Origin of the sequence: Sinorhizobium prairiense, assembly GCF_029201645.2 — a bacterium.
GTDB classification, from domain to species: domain Bacteria; phylum Pseudomonadota; class Alphaproteobacteria; order Rhizobiales; family Rhizobiaceae; genus Sinorhizobium; species Sinorhizobium meliloti_A.
In genome coordinates this window covers 2,971,931-2,990,713 of the sequence record NZ_CP104131.1, presented here as the reverse complement: position 1 = coordinate 2,990,713, position 18,783 = coordinate 2,971,931, and the positions used below count along the sequence as shown (strand labels likewise).

The window sequence follows — 18,783 nt, the reverse complement described above, 5'->3', positions numbered from 1 at the left end:
GATCCGCGAGGCTCTGGCTTGCCGTTTATGTCGTCTCAATGGCCCAACTCCCTGGCGTGGTCGAATCCGCCGGCTCGTTTCCGTATTTGAGTGATTCGGTATTCGCATTTGGAATCGACCGGAGCCCCGAGCGCAAGTGCTTCATTTGCCGACGGCACTCTTGAACCACCATACGTCGGGGAAGCCGATGGAGTATTTCGGTAGTTCCGCGGGGCGCTCGAACTTGTCCCAATAGGCGATGTTCGCCTTGAGCTTGTAATAAAGCGGTACGACGTAGTTGTGCGCGAGGAGCACGCGATCAAGCGCTTTGGTGGCAGCGACGAGCGTTTCCCGGTCCTCGGCGAAGATCACGCGTTGGATCAACTTGTCGACGCCCGGGTCGGCGATGCCTGCATAGTTTCGCGAGCCTTCGCGCGAGGCGGCGCTGGATCCCCAATAGTCGGCCTGCTCGTTGCCCGGGCTCAGGGTCTGGCCCCAGACCTGCCAGGTCATATCGTAGTCGAAGGTCCGCTCACGATTTGTATATTGCGAGGCATCGACCGTGCGTACGCGCGCCTCGATGCCGATTTTTCTGAGGTTCTGGGCGTAGGGCAGGGCAGCGCGCTCCAGTGCGGGACTGCTCAAAAGGATCTCGAAGGAAAAGGGCCGGCCCGTTGCCGTATCGACCATGCGATTGCCCTTGAGCTCGAAACCGGCCTGCTTCAGGAGTTCGATCGCCTTGCGCAGGTTGGCGCGCGCCTGCTGTGGCGTGCCGTTTACAGGGTTTGCATAGGGAGTGGTGAACACTTCCGGCGGAACGAGGTCTTTCACCTCGTTCAGGATTTCGAGTTCCTTGCCTTGCGGCAGCCCGGAGGAGGCAAGTTCGGTACCGAAGAAAAAGCTGTCGACGCGCTGATACTGGTTGAAGAAAACGGTGCGATTTAACTCTTCGAAGTCCAGCGCATAGTTCAGGGCCTGCCGTACCCTCTCGTCGTCGAAGGGCTTGCGACGCATGTTGGGGACCATGGCCTGCATCACGCCAGTCGCGCGGAAGGGGTTAGGCACTTCCTCGCGCTTTACCTTTCCTTCCTTCGCGGCCGGAAAATCGAAGCCGGTCACCCAGCGCACGGCCTGATTTTCGACCCAGTAGTCGACGTTGCCGGAGCGGAAGGCTTCGAATTCGACATCGCGATCGCCGAAAAAGGAATAGGTGATCGAGTCGAAATTGTTCTGGCCGACATTGACGTTGAGCGAGGCGCCCCAATAGTCCGGCCGCCGTTCATAGCGGATCGTGCTGCCGGGAGAGAAGGATGCGATGCGATAGGGACCGGAACCCATGACCGGTTCCAGTGTCGTCCGTGATATGTCGCGCGGCTTGCCGTCCGCTCCCGTGCCTTCCCACCAGTGCTTCGGCACAACCAGAATCTGCCCCAGAATGAGCGGCAGTTCGTGGTTGTTCTTTTCGTCGAAACGGAAGGTGACGTCGCGGTCGCCGGTTTTCTCCGCCGCAACCACGTGCCGGTAGTAGCTCTGGTAGAGCGGATTCAATTCCTTAGCCCGTTCGAAGCTGAAGACGACGTCTTCGGGCGTGACGGGCTTTCCGTCGGCCCATTTCGCTTCCTGCCGCAGACGGAAGGTTGCCGAGGAGATATCGTCGGGGAAGGATACGCCTTCCGCGAGAAGTCCGTAGGCGGTGGAAATTTCATCGTCGGCCGACTTCAGGAGCGTGTCGAAGACGAGCCCCAGCCCGACAGCGACTTCCCCTTTGACGAGAAGCGGATTGAAGGTATCGAAGGTGCCCGCTTGCGAAAGCCTGACGTCGCCGCCCTTTGGTGCGTCGGGGTTTACATAGCTGAAATGCTCGAAGCCGGGCGCATATTTGAGCTTGTCGACGAGCGACAGGCCGTGATGCCAGGTTGGTTCCTGCGCGTGTCCGGTTTGCGGCAGTAGGAAGGAGATTGCCAGACATGCGGCCACGAGGTTCGTTCTTACAGTACCGCCAAAATCCAGCATGCCAGCCGTTTCTCCTTTAGTTACCGCTGATCCTCCCGATGAGAATAGGCGAAATCAGGGCGATTGACAGGACCTGCCAAAAAACAGGCTGATTTCTTCGGTCACATCCCGGTGAGTCGCAAGCTTGATGCAACTGCGGCGAATCAGGATAGGAGAGGTCGGCGGCTTCCGCTGCAAGATCATGGGGAATGGAATGAGATTTGATGCGCGGGCTGCGCTTCGGCGCTGCGGTTCGACCGTCCTGGCTCTGATCATGGGGGTGAGCCTCGTCTCCGCCGAGGCGGCTGCAAACGACGCTCCCCCGGCCAAGGAACTCTTCGGCGCCAAGGACTTGCCGATGCAGGCGGCGCCGGCTTCGTTCGGCTTCTACTCCAAGGGCTGCCTTGCCGGCGGGGTCGCCATCCCCACCGACGGCCCGACTTGGCAAGCGATGCGCCTGTCGCGAAACCGCCGCTGGGGGCATCCCGCGATGATCGCTCTGATCGAGCGCTTCTCCCACGATGCCGTCGAGAAGATCGGCTGGCCCGGCCTTCTGCTCGGCGACATCTCGCAGCCGCGCGGCGGACCCATGCTTTCGGGTCACGCTTCGCATCAGATCGGGCTCGATGCGGATATCTGGTTGACGCCGATGCCGCAGCGGACGCTGAGCTACCAGGAGCGGGAGACGATTTCCGCGACGTCCATGCTCGACAAGAGCAAGTTTCTGACGGTCGATCCCTCCATCTGGACACCCTCTCACGCCCGGCTGATCATGATGGCGGCGAGCTATCCGCAGGTCGAGCGGGTCTTCGTCAACCCGGCCATCAAGAAAAAGCTATGTGAAACCTGGAAGGGCGACCGCTCGGCGCTCGGCAAGGTCCGGCCGATCTACGGCCACGACTATCATTTCCACATCCGGATCAAATGCCCTGAAGGCTCCAAGGGCTGCAAGGACCAGGCCGTGGTTCCGGCGGGTGACGGCTGCGACAAGTCGCTCGCCTGGTGGTTCACGGACGAGCCCTGGGCAAAGCCGACCCAAAAGCCGGCCGCGAAGCCGCAGAAGCCGAAATTCGCGACTCTCGCCGATCTGCCGAAGGCCTGCGCCCTCGTGCTGAACGGTCCGGCACCCGCTTCGGAACAGGAGGCGACCTACGGAACGGCCTATCGTGCTCCTGCCGCCATTCCGGCTGCCGCGACCAGCATAGAGGCCGTAATCAGCGCGGCAGGCGAAGGGTTGCCCGCGAACATTCCCGTACCCTTGCCGCGGCCGGGCCTGCAGTAGCGCCATTGCAATTTGCCGATGCTCATGTATAGGCGTTCAATCGATTTAAATCGGTTCGCATGAGTGTGCCTGCTGCATCTGTGCGCCATGAACCTTGCCGGGGGGCTCTCGCATGGCAGATCGGAAATGTCTCGCCCTGATCGCCCATGATCAGAAGAAGGATGACCTCGCGTCTTTTGCCAAGGCGAACGAGGCGGTCCTCTCCAAGTGGAAGATCGTCGCCACGGGGACGACCGGCGCACGTGTCCTCGACGTGTGTCCGGCGCTCGACATCGTCCGGTTGAAGAGCGGTCCGCTCGGCGGCGACCAGCAGATCGGCGCGCTGATCGCCACGGGGGACGTGGACTGCCTGATCTTCTTCGTCGATCCGTTGACGGCCATGCCGCACGACGTCGACGTCAAGGCACTGATGCGGCTCGCGATCGTCTATGACATCCCTATGGCGCTCAACCGCGCGACTGCCGAGCAGTTGATCGACTTCAGGCGCAACTGATACATAAACCCCGGACATTCACGCCGCGATCAGGACGGACCTCTGCCATGCCCAATGCGAGTGAACTCAGCTTTCCCTTCCCGATCCTGATCGGCGACATCGGCGGCACCAATGCCCGGTTCGCATTGCTCATCGACGCCTACGGCGAACCGAAGCAGCTTGCCCCGATCAGAACGGGCGATTTCGCCACGATCGAGGAGGCGATGCAGAAAAGCATCCTCGACAAGACCTCCGTCCAGCCGCGCTCGGCGATCCTCGCCGTAGCCGGGCCGATCAAGGGCGACGAGATACCGCTGACGAATGCCGGCTGGGTGATTCGCCCGAAGGACATGCTGGCCAGCCTCGGACTGGAGGACGTGCTGGTCATCAACGACTTCGAGGCCCAGGCGCTCGCCATTGCCGCGCCGGCCGATCAGGATGTCGTTCAGATTGGCGGCGGCGCCGTCCGGCCCTTCCATTCGCGCGTCGTGCTCGGCCCGGGAACCGGTCTGGGCGTCGCTGGACTGGTCTATGCGCAGCATACCTGGATACCCGTGCCCGGCGAGGGCGGTCATGTCGATATTGGCCCCCGAACGGAGCGCGACTTCCGGATCTGGCCCTTCCTCGAACCGATCGAGGGACGTATGGCCGGCGAGCAGATCCTGTGCGGCCGCGGCATCATGAATCTCTATCGCGCGGTCTGCGCGGCCAATGGCGAGGAAGCGGTTCTTGCGGATCAGGCGGCCGTGACGACGAGCGCCCTGTCCGGCGCCGATGCGGCGGCGGTCGAAACCGTGTCGCTCTTCGCGACCTATCTCGGGCGCGTTGCCGGCGACATGGCGCTGATCTTCATGGCGCGCGGCGGGGTGTTCCTTGCCGGCGGCATTTCGCAGAAGATACTGCCGGCACTGACGAAACCCGAATTTCGCGCGGCCTTCGAGGACAAGGCGCCGCATTCGGCGTTGATGCGGACGATTCCGACCTTCGCCGTCATTCACCCCATGGCGGCGCTCTCCGGCCTCGCGGCCTTTGCCCGCACGCCGAGGGACTTCGGTGTTGCAATGGAGGGACGCCGCTGGAGAAGGTGACGCTGCGCCCGGCGCAGAGACTCGCCAAAACGGCAGCAAAGCACTATAGAGCCCCCGAAAGCGATGCCGGGGTGCGGTACGCGAGCGGGCTCAGGGAAGACGGGCTTATTGAACGCCAAGGATAGAAACAAGCGCGCAGTCGATTCCGAAACGATCACGGGAATCCTCAGGCGCGTCATCGCCGAGAACGGCCGCGACCACATTCGTGGCTATGCTTTCGCAATCGCATGCCTTGTCGTGGTGGCGGCGACGACCGGCTTCACCGCCTGGATCATGGAGGCGGTCGTCAACGAGGCTTTCGCCAACAGGCGCGCCGACATCGTGCTCCTGATCTGCGGTGCGATCTTCGCCGCCTTCGTCCTCAGGGGGCTTGCGACCTACGGGCAGGCGGTCGCCCTGTCCAAGATCGGCAACAACATCGTGGCGCGGTATCAGCGCCGGCTTTATGCGCATCTGATGGCGCTCAGCGTCGGCTATTTCCACGAGCACCGCTCGGCCCAGCTCGCCGCCAAAGTCAGCCAGAACGTCAGCGGCATCCGCGACGTGCTCAACATGACGGTCACGTCCGTCGCCCGCGACCTCCTGACGCTGATCGGCCTGGTCGTGGTCATGTTCAGCAAGGACTGGCTCCTGTCGCTGATCGTCTTCTTCGTCGCGCCGCCATTGCTCCTCGGGCTCCGCTACATTTCCAGGCGCCTGCGCCTGGCGACGCGCGAAGCCGTCGAGGTCAACAGCCGGGTTCTCGGCGCCATGCAGGAGACCATCCAGGGCATCACCATCGTCAAGGCCTTCACGATGGAGAACGAATTGCGGCGCAAGGTCGAGTCGATCATCGATCGTGCCGAGAACCGGGCAAACCGCATCGCGCGCCTGAGCGAGCGCACGGCGCCGATGACCGAGACCTTCGCGGGACTGGCGATCTCCAGCGTGCTTGCCTATGCGGCCTTCCGCACGATCTATCACAACGTGCCGCCCGGAGCGTTCTTCGCCTTCGTCACCGCCCTGCTCATGGCCTATGATCCGGCTCGCCGTCTCGCGCGCCTGCAGGTTTCGCTGGAACGCGCGGCCGTCAATGCCCGCATGATTTACGAGATTCTCGATACGGTGCCGCACCAGCGCGACCGTCCGGACGCCACCGAGCTGAGGCTCGGCGAGGCTACCGTCGAATTGCGCGACGTGCGCTTCGCCTATGGCACCGGCGACGAGATACTCAAAGGCGTCAGCTTCCGTGCGGAGGGCGGGAAGACCACCGCTCTCGTCGGCCCCTCGGGCGCCGGCAAGTCGACGATCATCAGCCTGATCCCGCGCTTCTACGATCCGATGTCCGGCGAGATCCTGATCGACGGCCAGAATATCGCCGGCGTCACCAAGCAATCGCTTCGGGCCGGCCTCGCCTATGTCTCGCAGCAGCCCTATCTCTTCGAAGGCTCGATCCGCGACAACATCCGCTACGGCCGGCCCGATGCGACCGATGCCGAGATCGAGGAAGCGGCGCGGCTGGCCTATGCGCATGATTTCATTCTGGCGCAGCCGCAGGGCTACGATACGCCCGTCGGCGAGCATGGCGTGACGCTTTCCGGCGGCCAGCGTCAGCGCCTGTCGATCGCCCGCGCGCTCGTCCGCAACGCGCCCGTCCTGCTGCTGGACGAGGCGACATCGGCGCTCGACACCGAGTCGGAAGCGGCCGTCCAGAAGGCACTCGAAGAGGCGATGAGCGGCCGCACCGTCATCGTCATCGCGCACAGGCTTTCCACCGTCGTCAACGCCGACAAGATCGTCGTCATGAAGGAGGGCACCGTCGTCGAGGAGGGCTCCCATGAGGAGCTTGCGCGGCGTCCGGACGGTCTTTACGCTCGCCTCCACAATCTCCAGGGCAGCGGAGCGGATACGGTCGCCGAGGCCCAGATTCTGTAGCACAAGGGATTTTCAGATGAACGAAACGGACATGAAGCTCGTTGTGGTCGGCGCGGCCGGCCGTATGGGCCAGACATTGATCCGGATCATTCACGAGACGGCCGGGGTGAGCCTTCATGCCGCGATCGGGCGGACCGGATCGCCCGTTATCGGCCGGGATGCCGGCGAGCTTGCCGGTGTCGGCCCGATGGGGGTCGCCGTTACCGACAAGCCGCTCGAGGCCTTCGTCGAGGCCGAGGGCGTCCTCGACTTCACGGCCCCCGCCGCCACGGTGGAATTCGCCGGCCTCGCAGCGCAGGCACGCATCGTCCACGTGATCGGCACGACCGGCTGCTCGGCGGATGACGAGGCGAAGATCCGCGCCGCCGCCCGTCATGCCCGCGTCGTCAAGTCGGGCAATATGAGCCTCGGCGTCAACCTTCTCGGCGTGCTTACGGAAAAGGCGGCGCGCGCGCTTCCGGCCCGGGGTTGGGACATAGAGATCCTCGAAATGCACCACAAGCACAAGGTCGATGCGCCCTCGGGCACAGCGCTGCTTCTTGGCGAAGCGGCGGCCAAGGGGCGCGGAATCGGTCTTGCGGATCACTCCGTGCGGGTCCGCGACGGCCACACCGGTGCGCGGCCCGAAGGGTCAATCGGTTTTGCGACGCTTCGCGGCGGCTCCGTCATCGGCGAGCACTCGGTTGTGATTGCCGGAGAGGGTGAGATTGTCACGCTTTCGCACAGCGCGACCGACCGCTCCATCTTCGCCCGCGGCGCCGTCGCTGCCGCCCTCTGGGGCCGGAGCCAAAAGCCCGGCCTTTACTCAATGCTCGACGTTCTCGGGCTCGACTGACATCCGATAGTTCACAATGAGGAAATCGAAATGAGCGGCACCCTCGTCCTTGTCCGGCACGGCCAGAGCGACTGGAACCTGAAGAACCTCTTCACCGGCTGGCGCGATCCCGACCTCACCGAGCTCGGCATCGAGGAGGCAAAGGCCGGCGGCAAGGCGCTTGCCGATTACGGCATCAAGTTCGACATCGCATTCACCTCCGTCCTCATCCGGGCCCAGCGTACCTGCCAGCTCGTCCTCGACGCCGTCGGCCAGTCGTCGCTCGAAACGGTCCGCGACCAAGCCTTGAACGAGCGCGACTACGGCGACCTCTCCGGTCTCAACAAGGACGATGCCCGGGCGAAATGGGGCGAAGAACAGGTCCATATCTGGCGCCGCTCCTACGACGTGCCGCCGCCCGGCGGCGAGAGCCTGCGCGACACCGGCGCCCGCGTCTGGCCCTATTATCTGACCGATATCCTGCCGCGCGTGCTTTCGGGCGAGAAGGTGCTCGTCGCCGCCCATGGCAACTCGCTACGCTCCCTCGTCATGGTGCTGGACAAGCTGACCAAGGAGCAGATCCTCAAGCTCAATCTCGCGACCGGAGTGCCGATGGTCTACAAGCTGAACGCGGATTCGACGGTCGCTTCGAAGGAAGTGCTCGGGGATATGTCCGGGGCGCATTGAGGGCGCTTGATGGCAGGGGTTTTAACCCCTCCCGAACCCCTCGCCACAAGGGGCAGGGGTTTGGGAGGGGCCTGTTTCCTACCCCATCATACCAGGAATGCTCCCTTCAAGCCTTCCCGGCCTCCCAGCCGAGGATCGCGCGCTTGCGCGTCAGGCCCCAGTGATAGCCGGTGAGATCGCCGGTCTTGCCGAGCGCACGGTGGCAGGGGACGACGAAGGAGATCGGGTTGCGCCCCACCGCGGCGCCGACCGCACGCGAGGCCGTCGGCTGGCCGAGGTTTTCGGCGATCTTGGAATAGGTCGTGGCCTTGCCGAGCGGAATCTGCAGCAGGGTCTGCCATACGCGGATCTGGAAATCCGAACCGATCAGGAAAATCCGGAGCGGCTCTTCCGCGCACCAGCGGTCGGGGTCGAAAATGCGTGCCGCATAGCGCGCCGTCGCCGCGCTGTCCTCGACATAGGCGGCGTTCGGCCACCGGGCGGCCATGTCTTCGAAGCTCGCGCGCTCCTCGCCCGAATCGGCGAAGGCAAGGCCGGCGAGGCCGCGGTCGGTCACCATCACCAGGGCTGTGCCGAAGGGCGAGGGGTGAAAGCCGTAGCGGATGGTGAGGCCGGCGCCGCGCGCCTTCCACTCGCCGGGCGACATGGCCTCATGGGTGACGAAAAGATCGTGCAGCCGGCTCGGACCTGACAGACCGACCTCGATGCTGGTCTCGAGCAAGGGCATGTCTTCCTGGCGCAGGAGCCGCTTGGCATGATCGAGGGTGACCGCCTGCAGGAAGGCCTTCGGCGAAAGCCCGGCCCAACGGGTGAAGACCTTCTGGAGCTGTGTCGGCGACTGGCCGAGGTGCCGGGCGAGCGACTCGAGCGAGGGCTGCTCGCGATAGTCTTCGGTCAGCATCGCGATCACACGCCTGACCGTGTCGTAGTCGGTGCCTTCCGGGGTGATGTCGGTGGGAATGGATGTAACGACGTTCATGATCATCTCCTTGTCCCACAGATAATCATGCAGGCGATGCTATAACCACCCGATTCTTGTCGGCCCACCGGCTCAGCGCGACCTGGCGGTCGCCAGCGCCCGGGCGAAGGCGACGGCGAAGGTTTCGCGGTCGTCGCGGTTGAGGAAGGAGCCGATATCGGTCTGCCGGCCGCCGCCACTGATCTTCATCGACACGATGCCGATCTCCTGATGACGCTTGATGCTGAAGCGCGCCCAGAAGGTGTTGAAGCGGTGCTCGATCATCCTTCCCGAGGGCGCGAACTTCCTGACCGACACGTCGGTGCGCGAAACGCTGACCTCCTCGCGGGCCCGCGCAGTGTGGTAGTTGAGCCAGAAGGCACCGAAGAGCAGGATGAAATCGAGGCCGAAGAAAAAGACGACCGGCCAGGCGCCGATGACCAGAAACACGACGATGTGCATCAGGCTCATGATGCCGGCGATCATCAGGAAAATCTTGAGGCCCCTATGTCCCAGCGAGCGGTAGGGGGTGAGTTCGGCCGCAAAGATCGGCTCGTCATCGATGTTTGGCGCAGCGTTGCCTTTGATCATGACCCTTGACTATAGATGCAGCATGAAAAACGTGAAGCTCAAATCGCCACCACAAGCGCCGAAGCCGGCGAAAGCGACAACGCGCCGCACGGGGCCGCGCAGTGCCTACCGCAGGGCGGAAGTCGAGGAAATCTTCCGCCGATTTTCGGTGCAGCGTCCAGAACCGAAGGGCGAGCTCGAGCACGTCAATCCGTTCACGCTCGTCGTGGCGGTCGCTCTCTCGGCGCAGGCGACGGATGCCGGCGTCAACAAGGCGACCCGGCAGCTCTTCGCTGTCGCCGATACACCGGAAAAGATGCTGGCGCTCGGCGAGGAACGGGTTCGCGATTATATCAAGACGATCGGCCTCTACCGCAACAAGGCGAAAAACGTCATCGCTCTCTCCGAGAAGCTCATCACCGACTTCGGCGGCGAGGTGCCGCGCACGCGCGAGGAGCTCGTGACGCTGCCCGGCGTCGGGCGAAAGACCGCCAATGTCGTGCTCTCCATGGCCTTCGGTCAGCCGACGATGGCCGTCGACACCCATATCTTCCGCATCGCCAACCGTATCCGCCTTGCCCCGGGCAAGACGCCGGACGAGGTGGAGGCCCACCTCCTGCGGGTGATCCCCGACCACTATCTGCTCCACGCCCATCACTGGCTGATCCTGCATGGCCGCTACGTCTGCAAGGCGCGCCGGCCGGAATGCGAGCGCTGCGTGATAGCGGACCTCTGCAAATCGCCGGAAAAGACCTGCGACATCCCGGCCCCGCTCGTGGAATTGCCGCCGCAAGCGATCTCGCTCGCCGCTCATTGAGCGATCAGGCGATCGATCAGCCTGTCGATGGCGTAGGCATAGTCGGCCCGTGCGGCGCCCGCATCGATCTCGAGCGCAGCGCGGTCGAAGGCGGCCGATAACAGGAATGCCATCGCCTTGACCGTCTTCTCCTCCAGACGGTGCGGAGCCATGGCGGCAGCGAGGCCTTCCTCCAGCGTTCTGCCGCCATGGGCGGCGTCGAGAGCCGCCATTTCGGTGACGCCCAGCACGGCCGGCCCGTCGAGCAACAGCAGGCGTACCCTGCCCGGAACGGCCATGGCGTCGAAATAGCCCGCCGCTCCTGCAAGGAGTGCCTCACGGGGCGGGAGGGGAGCACCGGCCAATTGCTCGATCGTCGCCGCGACGTCACGTGCTTCCCGTTCGACGATCGCCCGAAACAGCGCCTTCTTGTCCTCGAAGTGGTGATAGAGCGCGCCGCGCGTGAGCCCGGCTGCGGCAACGATGTCCGGCGTCGCCGTTTCGGCGTAGCCTCTGGAGACGAAGAGCGCGCGTGCGGCATCAAGGATCGCCGTGCGGGTTGCATCGGAGCGTTCCCGGTTGGAGCGTCTTGGTTCTTTCTGTTGCATACATGCAGCCTGTATGTTATTGAGCGGATACATGCAGATTGTATGTGATTGGAAAACGGAGGGAAAGATGAGATCGACAAGCTATTATCCGGTGATCATGACGCAGGACGTTCGGCAGACGGCGGATTTCTACGTCAGGCATCTAGGCTTCGAGGCGCTTTTCGTGAGCGATTGGTACATGCACCTCCAGTCGACCGAAAACGAACATGTGACGCTCGCGGTGCTCGATTACCGTCATGAGACGGTGCCCGAACGGCACCGGGCGCCGGTGCAGGGCCTGCTCCTGAATTTCGAGGTGGAAGATCCCGATCGGCTCTATGCCACGATGCGTGACGCGGGCCTGCCCATCCTCAAGCCGATCTGCGACGAAGACTTCGGCCAGCGTCATTTCATCACGGCCGATCCGAACGGCGTGATGATCGACATCATTAAACCGATCCCGCCAAGCGCCGAGTTCGCCGCCGCCTATGACGCAAAGGCGCTGCCGACGTGATCGTCGGCATCTCCGAATTCCGCCGCATGCGGGAGCCTTCCCGCATTTGAAGAAGCGCATAACGCTGTTGCGTCTTCCAAATGGCCGGAAAACCGCTATTAACGAACACCGGTCACCAAGGAAACCCGGACGGAGTTCATGGCAAAATACGACGTTCTGACGATCGGCAACGCGATCGTCGATATCATTGCGCGCTGCGATGACAGCTTTCTCGAAGAAAACGGCATCATCAAGGGCGCGATGAACCTCATCAATGCCGATCGCGCCGAACTGCTCTATTCGAGAATGGGACCGGCGCTCGAAGCCTCCGGCGGCAGCGCCGGCAATACGGCGGCAGGCGTCGCGAGCCTCGGCGGCCGCGCCGCCTATTTCGGCAAGGTCGCCGACGACCAGCTCGGCGAAATCTTCACCCATGATATCCGCGCGCAGGGCGTCCATTTTCAGACGAAGCCGCTCGACGGCCATCCCCCGACGGCCCGCTCGATGATTTTCGTGACCGAGGACGGCGAGCGCTCGATGAACACCTATCTCGGCGCCTGCGTCGAGCTCGGCCCGGAGGACGTCGAGGACGACGTCGTCGCCCAGTCGAAGGTCACCTATTTCGAAGGCTATCTGTGGGACCCGCCACGTGCCAAGGATGCGATCCGCGAAGCGGCGCGCATCGCCCACGCCCATGGGCGGGAAACGGCGATGACGCTGTCCGACAGTTTCTGCGTGCATCGCTACCGGAGCGAGTTTCTCGAACTCATGCGCTCGGGCACGGTCGATATCGTCTTCGCCAACCGGCAGGAGGCGCTCGCGCTTTACGAGACCGAGGACTTCGACCGCGCGCTCGAGCTGCTGGCCAAGGACTGCAAGCTTGCGGCGGTCACGCTGAGCGAGGAAGGCTCCGTCGTCGTGCGCGGCGCTGAGCGCGTACGCGTCGGCGCGAGCGTTCTGGAGCAGGTGGTCGACACCACCGGCGCCGGCGATCTCTATGCCGCCGGCTTCCTCTTCGGCTATACCAGCGGCCGCTCGCTCGAGGAGTGCAGCAGGCTCGGCAATCTGGCAGCCGGTATCGTCATAGGTCAGATCGGCCCGCGGCCGCTGGTCTCGCTTGCAACCGCTGCCCGGCAGGCAGCTCTCGTCTGAGGCGCTCGTCCCACCGGCCAATCGAAAGCGCGCGTTCATGCTCATCATCTTGGGAGGCTTGCCCGGATCCGGGAAGACGACGATTGCTCGCGCTTTGGCGAAGCGATTGCGCGCGGTGCATGTGCGCGTCGATACGATCGAGCAATGCATTCGGGTTTCGGGCGTCCCGGGCTCCGTCGTCGGGGCCGCAGGATATGTAGCGGCCTACGGGGTGGCTGAAGACAACCTCACGCTCGGCCACACCGTCATCGCGGATTCCGTCAATGGCCTGGGCGTGACGCGGGACGCCTGGCTCGCGGTGGCAGACCGATCGGCGGTACGGGCGGTCGAGGTGGAGGTCGTCTGCTCGGACAAGGCGGAACATCGCCGGCGCGCGGAAACGCGGCTTTCCGACGTACCGGGTCTGACGAAACCAAGCTGGGAGGAGATTAGCGATCGCGTTTACGAAGATTGGGGATCGCGACCCCTCGTCATCGACACCGCGAAGAAGAGCCCCGACGAGCTTGTCGCAGATCTCATTTCGAAGCTCGAACGCCAAAAACCGGGGAGTTGACGCCCTCCCGCACCGCTTACTTGAAGGCCTCGCCGGGATAGGCGCCCAGATCTCGCTCTGGGCAATCCAGCCTTCGACCCCTTGCGTGTCGGCATGGCACCAGTCGCCGTTGCATTCGCCGATGTGCAGCATGACGCCTGGTTCGACGCGCGCGACGATCGGCGCCGTGCTCTGCGGATCGCGCCGCATGTTGACGAAAACACCCTCTCCCTTGCTGCGCATCCACGGGGCCGCCAGCGCCGTGCGGTCGCCGGAGAGGAGCGCCTGGTTGACCCAGCCCTCGGTTCCGTCGGCGTCGCGGATACGGCGCCAGTTGTCATATTCCTGAATGATCTCGACCGGCACGCCGGATTTGAGATAGCGGAACGCCACCGCATAGTCGACGCTCGGGCCGATTCTCAAGTTCACGCTTTTCGCCTTCAGGCTGACGAAGCGGGGGAGGGGAAGGCCGCTCGGCCCCTTCGCCGCCTGCGCCTGGGCGGTGCCGGCCGTCAAGACCGCTCCGAGCAAGGCTGCCATCGTGAGGGTGGAAACTCGTGAAATGAAGTGACGCATGACGAAGCTCATCTTCCGAAGGTAAGCAGGGCTTGGCGCAAGCCCTTGCGGTGCTGACCGGCCAGGCGCTCGCAGATTCCCGCACTTTTCAAATCCCCGCACGGGGCGGCGAGTTTCAATTGTGTTCCCCACCGGGTCTGGTAGAAATTGCGGCTGTAGGGAGAACTATCACCCGACTTGGTTAAGGACCCGTCAACGAGGGCGCCGCTCACAGCAATGACAAGCAAGAAAAAGCCAACGGTTTACATCACCCGCAAACTGCCGGATGTCGTCGAAACCAGGATGCGTGAGCTCTTCGACGCGGAGCTGAACATCGATGACACGCCGCGCAGCCAGCCGGAGCTGGTCGCCGCGGTCAAACGGGCCGACGTGCTCGTGCCGACGGTGACGGACCGGATCGATGCGGCTCTGATCGAGCAGGCCGGGCCGCAGCTGAAGCTCATTGCCGCCTTCTCGAACGGCGTCGACAACATCGATGTGGATGCGGCCGCGCGCAAGGGCATAACCGTCACCAACACGCCGAACGTCCTGACGGAGGACACGGCCGACATGACCATGGCGCTGATCCTCGCGGTGCCCCGCCGGCTCGCCGAAGGTGCACAGGTGCTGACCGACCGCAAGGGGGAGTGGGCAGGCTGGTCTCCCACCTGGATGCTGGGCCGGCGCATTGCCGGAAAACGCATCGGCATCGTCGGCATGGGGAGAATCGGCACCGCCGTCGCCCGCCGTGCCAAGGCCTTCGGGCTTTCGATCCACTATCACAATCGCCACCGCGTCAAACCGGAAACCGAGGAGATGCTGGAAGCGACCTACTGGGACAGCCTGGACCAGATGCTCGCCCGCGTCGACATCGTCTCCGTCAACTGCCCGTCGACCCCGGCGACCTATCATCTGCTCTCGGCCCGGCGGCTGGCGCTGATGCGGCCCGACAGCTACATCGTCAACACCGCGCGCGGCGGCATCATCGACGAGGCGGCGCTGATCAAGAGCCTCCGCGAGGGCAAGATCGCCGGCGCCGGGCTCGACGTGTTCGAGAACGAGCCGTCCGTCAATCCGAAGCTCATCAAGCTCGCCGGCGAGGGAAAGGTCGTTCTCCTGCCGCATATGAGCTCGGCGACGCTGGAAGGCCGTATCGACATGGGCGAGAAGGTGGTGATCAACATCCGCACCTTCTTCGACGGCCATCGCCCGCCGGACCGGGTCCTTCCGGGACGGGATTGAAACACCACCACTTTGGCAAAAGCCGCGGCGCTATCCACCGAGGGGCCGCATCCTCTCTGCCTCGTTCCTGTGTTCGTCACGGGGATGAGAGCAGCGCCGCGTCTGCGGCGCGGGAAGCTTTCTTTCAGCCCAAGGACTTGGTCTGGCTGGATTCCTGTGACAAGCACAGGAATGAGGGACCGGGGATGTGCGGCTCCTACAACTTTCGCTTGCGAATATGCGGGGGAAGGGTCAGCCTGGTTTATGAAGCTTGCCGAGGGGTCGCACCCTCTCTACCCTCATCCCTGTGCTCGTCACAGGGATCCAGCAGCGCCGCGTCTGCGGCGCGGGAAGCGTTCTTTCAGCCCAAGGACCTGGTCTGGCTGAATTCCCGTGACGAGCAAAGGGGTGAGGCGGTCAAAGCGGCGCCGGGTATTCCAGATCCCAAAAGGCCTTAATGCGCCTCGTCCCAGTTGTGTGCCGCGCGCGCATCGACCTTGAGGGGCACCCTCATGTCGAGCGCGGGCATAGCGGCGTTCTCCATCACCGAGATGATGACCGGAATGGTGCGCTCGATCTCGCCATCCTCCACCTCGAAGATCAGCTCGTCGTGCACCTGAAGCAGCATTCGCGCGGAGAGCTTTGCCGCTTCGAGCGCCGGCTCCATCTTGACCATCGCGCGGCGGATGATGTCGGCGGCCGAGCCCTGGATCGGGGCGTTGATCGAAGCGCGCTCGTTGAAGGCGCGCATCGACGGATTGGACGAGCGGATGTCCGGGTAGTGGGCCCGGCGTCCGAAGATCGTCTCGACATAGCCGTTCTCGCGGGCAAAAGCCTTGGTGTTCTCCATATAGTCGCGAATGCCGGGGAAGCGTTCGAAATAGCGTTTGATGTAGTCACCCGCCTCCGAACGCTCGATCGAAAGCTGGTTGGCTAGCCCGAAGGCGGAGATGCCGTAGATGATGCCGAAATTGATCGCCTTGGCGCGGCGGCGGATCTCGCTCGGCATGCCGTCCACCGGCACGCCGAACATTTCGGAAGCCGTCATCGCATGGATGTCGACGCCATCGGCGAAAGCCTGGCGCAGCTGCGGGATCTCGGCCACATGGGCGAGCACTCTCAGCTCGATCTGGCTATAGTCGGCCGAGACCAGCTTGTGTCCCGGCGCCGCCACGAAGGCCGTGCGGATCTTGCGGCCTTCGCCGGTCCTGATCGGAATGTTCTGCAGGTTCGGATCGGAGGAGGAAAGCCGCCCGGTCGCCGTCGCAGCCATTGCAAAACAGGTGTGGACGCGCCTCGTCTCCGGATGCACGAAGCCGGGAAGGGCGTCGGTGTAGGTCGATTTCAACTTGGTCAGCTGCCGCCAGTCGACGATCTTGCGAGGCAGGTCGTGCCCGGCGGCCGCGAGGTCTTCGAGCACCTGCGCGGAGGTCGACCATTGCCCGGTCTTGGTCTTGGAGCCGCCCGGAAGGCCCATCTTGCCGAAGAGAATGTCGCCGAGCTGCTTCGGCGAGCCGATGGTGAATGTCTCGCCGGCGAGGCGATAGATCTCGTCTTCGAGCGCCGCCGCCCCCTGTGCCAGCTCGCCGGAAAGGCGTGACAGGATCTGCCGGTCGATGGTTATGCCGCGTTCCTCCATCCCGGCAAGGACAGAAATCAGCGGCCGCTCCAGTCGCTCGTAGACGCGCGTCAACCCCTTGGCGGCGAGCCGGGGCTTCAGCACGTGCCAAAGCCTCAGCGCGATATCCGCATCCTCGGCCGCATAGGTCGTCGCCTTGTCGATGTCGACGAAGTCGAAGGTGAGCGAAGACCGGCCGGTGCCGGTGACGTCCTTATAGGCGATCGGCTTGTGGCCGAGCCACCGCTCGGCAAGCGAATCCATGCCGTGGGCGCCGTTGCCGGCATCGAGCACATAGGACATCAGCATCGTGTCGTCGAAGCTTCGCATGGCGATGCCGTGCCGCTTCATCACGAGATAGCCGTATTTCAGGTTCTGCCCGACCTTCAGGACGGACGGGTCCTCCAGCAGGTCCTTTATCCGGCTAAGGGCCTCGCGGACCGGTACCTGGCTGTCGACAGGTCCACCCCCCAGGAGGTCGCTGACGCCGCTCTTGTGCGCGAGCGGCACATAGGCCGCCCTGATCCTGGAGCCCGACGGGTCGTTTGCGTAATCGGCGACCGCGAGCGAAAAGCCGACGAGGTCGGCGCGCATGGCGTCGGGCGACGTCGCCTGAGTGTCGAAGCCGACGAGCCCCGCCTCGCGGGCGTCGGCGATCCAACGCTCGAGCGTATCGAGATCGCGGATGGTGAGATATCCGGAATGATCGAACGCGGCTTTGCCGAAATAGGCCGCACGCGCCTCGGCGAGGCCCGCGGGCGTCGCGCCGGTCGTATCGGCATCCTGGCCGGAGGAGAGGAACGAGACAGCCGCCCTGGCCGCATTTCCCCTGGGCGGCGTCGCGCTCGATGATTGCGGCGACGGCGGCGGGCCGCCGGCCTCGCCGACGTCCAGATCCGGTCCATGCGCCTGCGCGCCCCATTCGACCGGCACATGAGCCGGTTCGATCGCTTCCGCATCCGTATCGGTCGCCGCTGCGACGCGGCGCGTGAGCGTGGTGAATTCCATCGCCTTCAGGAATGCGATGAGCTTCGGGCCGTCCTGCGAATCGAGCCTGAAGTCCTCGGGCGGAACGTCGAGCGGCGTGTCCTTCTTCAACGTCACGAGCTCACGCGAAAGGCGCGCCAGATCGGCATTGGCGATGATGGACTCGCGCCGCTTCTGCTGTTTGATCTCGCCAGCCCGTTCGAGCAGCGTGTCCAGATCGCCATATTCTTCGAGGAGCTGGGCTGCCGTCTTCGGCCCGATCCCGGGGATGCCCGGCACGTTGTCGGTCGAATCGCCGGTCATGGCCTGGAGATCGATCATCTTTTCCGGGGGCACGCCCCACTTTTCGATCACGTCCGGAACGGTGATCTGCTTGTCCTTCATGCTGTCGTACATCGACACTTTCGGCGTGACGAGCTGCATGAGGTCCTTGTCGGAGGAAACGATGGTCACGTCGGCGCCCGCCTCCTCGGCAAGCCGCGCATAGGTCGCGATGAGGTCGTCGGCCTCGTAGCCCTCCTTCTCGATGCAGGGCAGGTTGAAAGCGCGGGTGGCGTGGCGGATGAGCCCGAACTGCGGGATCAGATCCTCCGGCGGCGCCGTACGGTTGGCCTTGTACTGGTCGTAGAGCCCGTTGCGGAAGGTCTTCGAGGAATAGTCGAAGATCACGGCCAAATGCGTCGGCGTCACGCCGACGGAGGTGTCGCGCGCGTCGGTCAAAAGCTTCCAGAGCATGTTGCAGAATCCCGCAACTGCATTGACGGGAAGCCCGTCCGACTTGCGGTTGAGCGGCGGGATGGCGTGGAACGCCCGGAAGATGAAGCCCGAGCCGTCGACGAGGAAGAGATGATCACCGTTTTTCATGCGGCCATGGATAGCGCGAGGCAGGGGAAAGGTCCATTGCGCTTTTCCGGCGCTACCCCATTTAAGTGGAGCGACAAAGGCCTCCCGGAACCCTGATATTCGGGTGCCGAACACTCACGCAAACGTTACGCATTTGTAATGCGCGATTCAGTCTCCCTATCCTTGAAATGCCACATTTGACTCCACAAATCATGTCGAGCGGCAATCATTCAATGCCGTGAG

The 18,783-nt window shown here is 63.7% G+C and carries 16 protein-coding genes and 1 pseudogene; 11 read left to right on the top strand and 6 right to left on the bottom strand.

The window, feature by feature from the left end:
* Positions 1 to 141: 141 nt before the first annotated feature.
* Positions 142 to 1,992: an extracellular solute-binding protein gene (locus tag N0Q91_RS17160; protein ID WP_100669908.1), complete on the bottom strand. Its 1,851-nt coding sequence runs from the start codon at positions 1,990 to 1,992 to the stop codon at positions 142 to 144.
* 193 nt (positions 1,993 to 2,185) lie between these two features.
* On the opposite strand from N0Q91_RS17160, the gene mepA reads away from it, so the two are divergent.
* The 6 genes from mepA (at position 2,186) to N0Q91_RS17130 (ending at position 8,228) form a co-directional block, all read left to right on the top strand.
* Positions 2,186 to 3,253: a penicillin-insensitive murein endopeptidase gene (mepA, locus tag N0Q91_RS17155; RefSeq protein WP_100670053.1), complete on the top strand. Its 1,068-nt coding sequence runs from the start codon at positions 2,186 to 2,188 to the stop codon at positions 3,251 to 3,253.
* A gap of 112 nt (positions 3,254 to 3,365) precedes the next feature.
* The gene (locus tag N0Q91_RS17150) at positions 3,366 to 3,746 is read left to right on the top strand and encodes a methylglyoxal synthase (RefSeq protein ID WP_275597014.1); all 381 of its coding nucleotides are present in this window, start codon (positions 3,366 to 3,368) and stop codon (positions 3,744 to 3,746) included.
* A gap of 47 nt (positions 3,747 to 3,793) precedes the next feature.
* Positions 3,794 to 4,813 carry a glucokinase gene (locus tag N0Q91_RS17145; RefSeq protein WP_275597013.1) on the top strand — a complete coding sequence of 340 codons (1,020 nt, stop codon included), beginning with the start codon at positions 3,794 to 3,796 and terminating at the stop codon, positions 4,811 to 4,813.
* A gap of 108 nt (positions 4,814 to 4,921) precedes the next feature.
* Positions 4,922 to 6,727 (top strand): ABC transporter ATP-binding protein, encoded by a 1,806-nt coding sequence (locus N0Q91_RS17140; protein WP_100669905.1) that lies wholly within the window; start codon positions 4,922 to 4,924, stop codon positions 6,725 to 6,727.
* A gap of 16 nt (positions 6,728 to 6,743) precedes the next feature.
* The gene (gene dapB / locus N0Q91_RS17135; RefSeq protein ID WP_275597012.1) at positions 6,744 to 7,562 is read left to right on the top strand and encodes a 4-hydroxy-tetrahydrodipicolinate reductase; all 819 of its coding nucleotides are present in this window, start codon (positions 6,744 to 6,746) and stop codon (positions 7,560 to 7,562) included.
* A 30-nt stretch (positions 7,563 to 7,592) separates the two neighbouring features.
* A complete protein-coding gene (locus N0Q91_RS17130; RefSeq protein WP_018093794.1) occupies positions 7,593 to 8,228 on the top strand; it encodes a 2,3-bisphosphoglycerate-dependent phosphoglycerate mutase in 636 nt (211 codons plus the stop codon).
* Between the two features lie 106 nt (positions 8,229 to 8,334).
* Here N0Q91_RS17130 and N0Q91_RS17125 read toward each other — a convergent pair whose 3' ends face one another.
* Entirely contained in the window at positions 8,335 to 9,207 is an 873-nt protein-coding gene (locus tag N0Q91_RS17125) for a methylated-DNA--[protein]-cysteine S-methyltransferase (protein ID WP_100669903.1), read from the bottom strand.
* A gap of 72 nt (positions 9,208 to 9,279) precedes the next feature.
* Positions 9,280 to 9,777 (bottom strand): DUF2244 domain-containing protein, encoded by a 498-nt coding sequence (locus N0Q91_RS17120; RefSeq protein ID WP_100669902.1) that lies wholly within the window; start codon positions 9,775 to 9,777, stop codon positions 9,280 to 9,282.
* 22 nt (positions 9,778 to 9,799) lie between these two features.
* On the opposite strand from N0Q91_RS17120, the gene nth reads away from it, so the two are divergent.
* Complete coding sequence (gene nth / locus N0Q91_RS17115; RefSeq protein ID WP_275597011.1) at positions 9,800 to 10,573, top strand: endonuclease III; 774 nt, start codon at positions 9,800 to 9,802, stop codon at positions 10,571 to 10,573.
* On the opposite strand, the gene N0Q91_RS17110 is transcribed toward nth, so the two are convergent.
* A complete protein-coding gene (locus tag N0Q91_RS17110) occupies positions 10,567 to 11,160 on the bottom strand; it encodes a TetR family transcriptional regulator (protein ID WP_018093798.1) in 594 nt (197 codons plus the stop codon). The two genes, nth and N0Q91_RS17110, sit on opposite strands and share 7 nt — an antisense overlap.
* Before the next feature lie 67 nt (positions 11,161 to 11,227).
* Between N0Q91_RS17110 and N0Q91_RS17105 the strand changes: the two genes are divergently transcribed.
* The 3 genes from N0Q91_RS17105 to N0Q91_RS17095 all read left to right on the top strand — a co-directional run bounded on the left by N0Q91_RS17105 (position 11,228) and on the right by N0Q91_RS17095 (position 13,337).
* Positions 11,228 to 11,653 carry a VOC family protein gene (locus tag N0Q91_RS17105; protein WP_275597010.1) on the top strand — a complete coding sequence of 142 codons (426 nt, stop codon included), beginning with the start codon at positions 11,228 to 11,230 and terminating at the stop codon, positions 11,651 to 11,653.
* A 138-nt stretch (positions 11,654 to 11,791) separates the two neighbouring features.
* The gene (locus N0Q91_RS17100) at positions 11,792 to 12,784 is read left to right on the top strand and encodes an adenosine kinase (protein ID WP_275597009.1); all 993 of its coding nucleotides are present in this window, start codon (positions 11,792 to 11,794) and stop codon (positions 12,782 to 12,784) included.
* A 37-nt stretch (positions 12,785 to 12,821) separates the two neighbouring features.
* Positions 12,822 to 13,337, top strand: coding sequence for a P-loop nucleotide/nucleoside kinase family protein (locus N0Q91_RS17095; RefSeq protein ID WP_275597008.1), 516 nt, complete (start codon positions 12,822 to 12,824; stop codon positions 13,335 to 13,337).
* Positions 13,338 to 13,353: 16 nt separating this feature from the next.
* On the opposite strand, the pseudogene N0Q91_RS17090 reads toward N0Q91_RS17095, so the two are convergent.
* Positions 13,354 to 13,856: pseudogene (locus N0Q91_RS17090) on the bottom strand (SH3 domain-containing protein).
* A 252-nt stretch (positions 13,857 to 14,108) separates the two neighbouring features.
* On the opposite strand from N0Q91_RS17090, the gene N0Q91_RS17085 reads away from it, so the two are divergent.
* Entirely contained in the window at positions 14,109 to 15,113 is a 1,005-nt protein-coding gene (locus N0Q91_RS17085; protein WP_003531928.1) for a 2-hydroxyacid dehydrogenase, read from the top strand.
* Between the two features lie 433 nt (positions 15,114 to 15,546).
* On the opposite strand, the gene polA is transcribed toward N0Q91_RS17085, so the two are convergent.
* The gene (polA, locus tag N0Q91_RS17080) at positions 15,547 to 18,561 is read right to left on the bottom strand and encodes a DNA polymerase I (protein WP_275597007.1); all 3,015 of its coding nucleotides are present in this window, start codon (positions 18,559 to 18,561) and stop codon (positions 15,547 to 15,549) included.
* Positions 18,562 to 18,783: the final 222 nt, after the last annotated feature.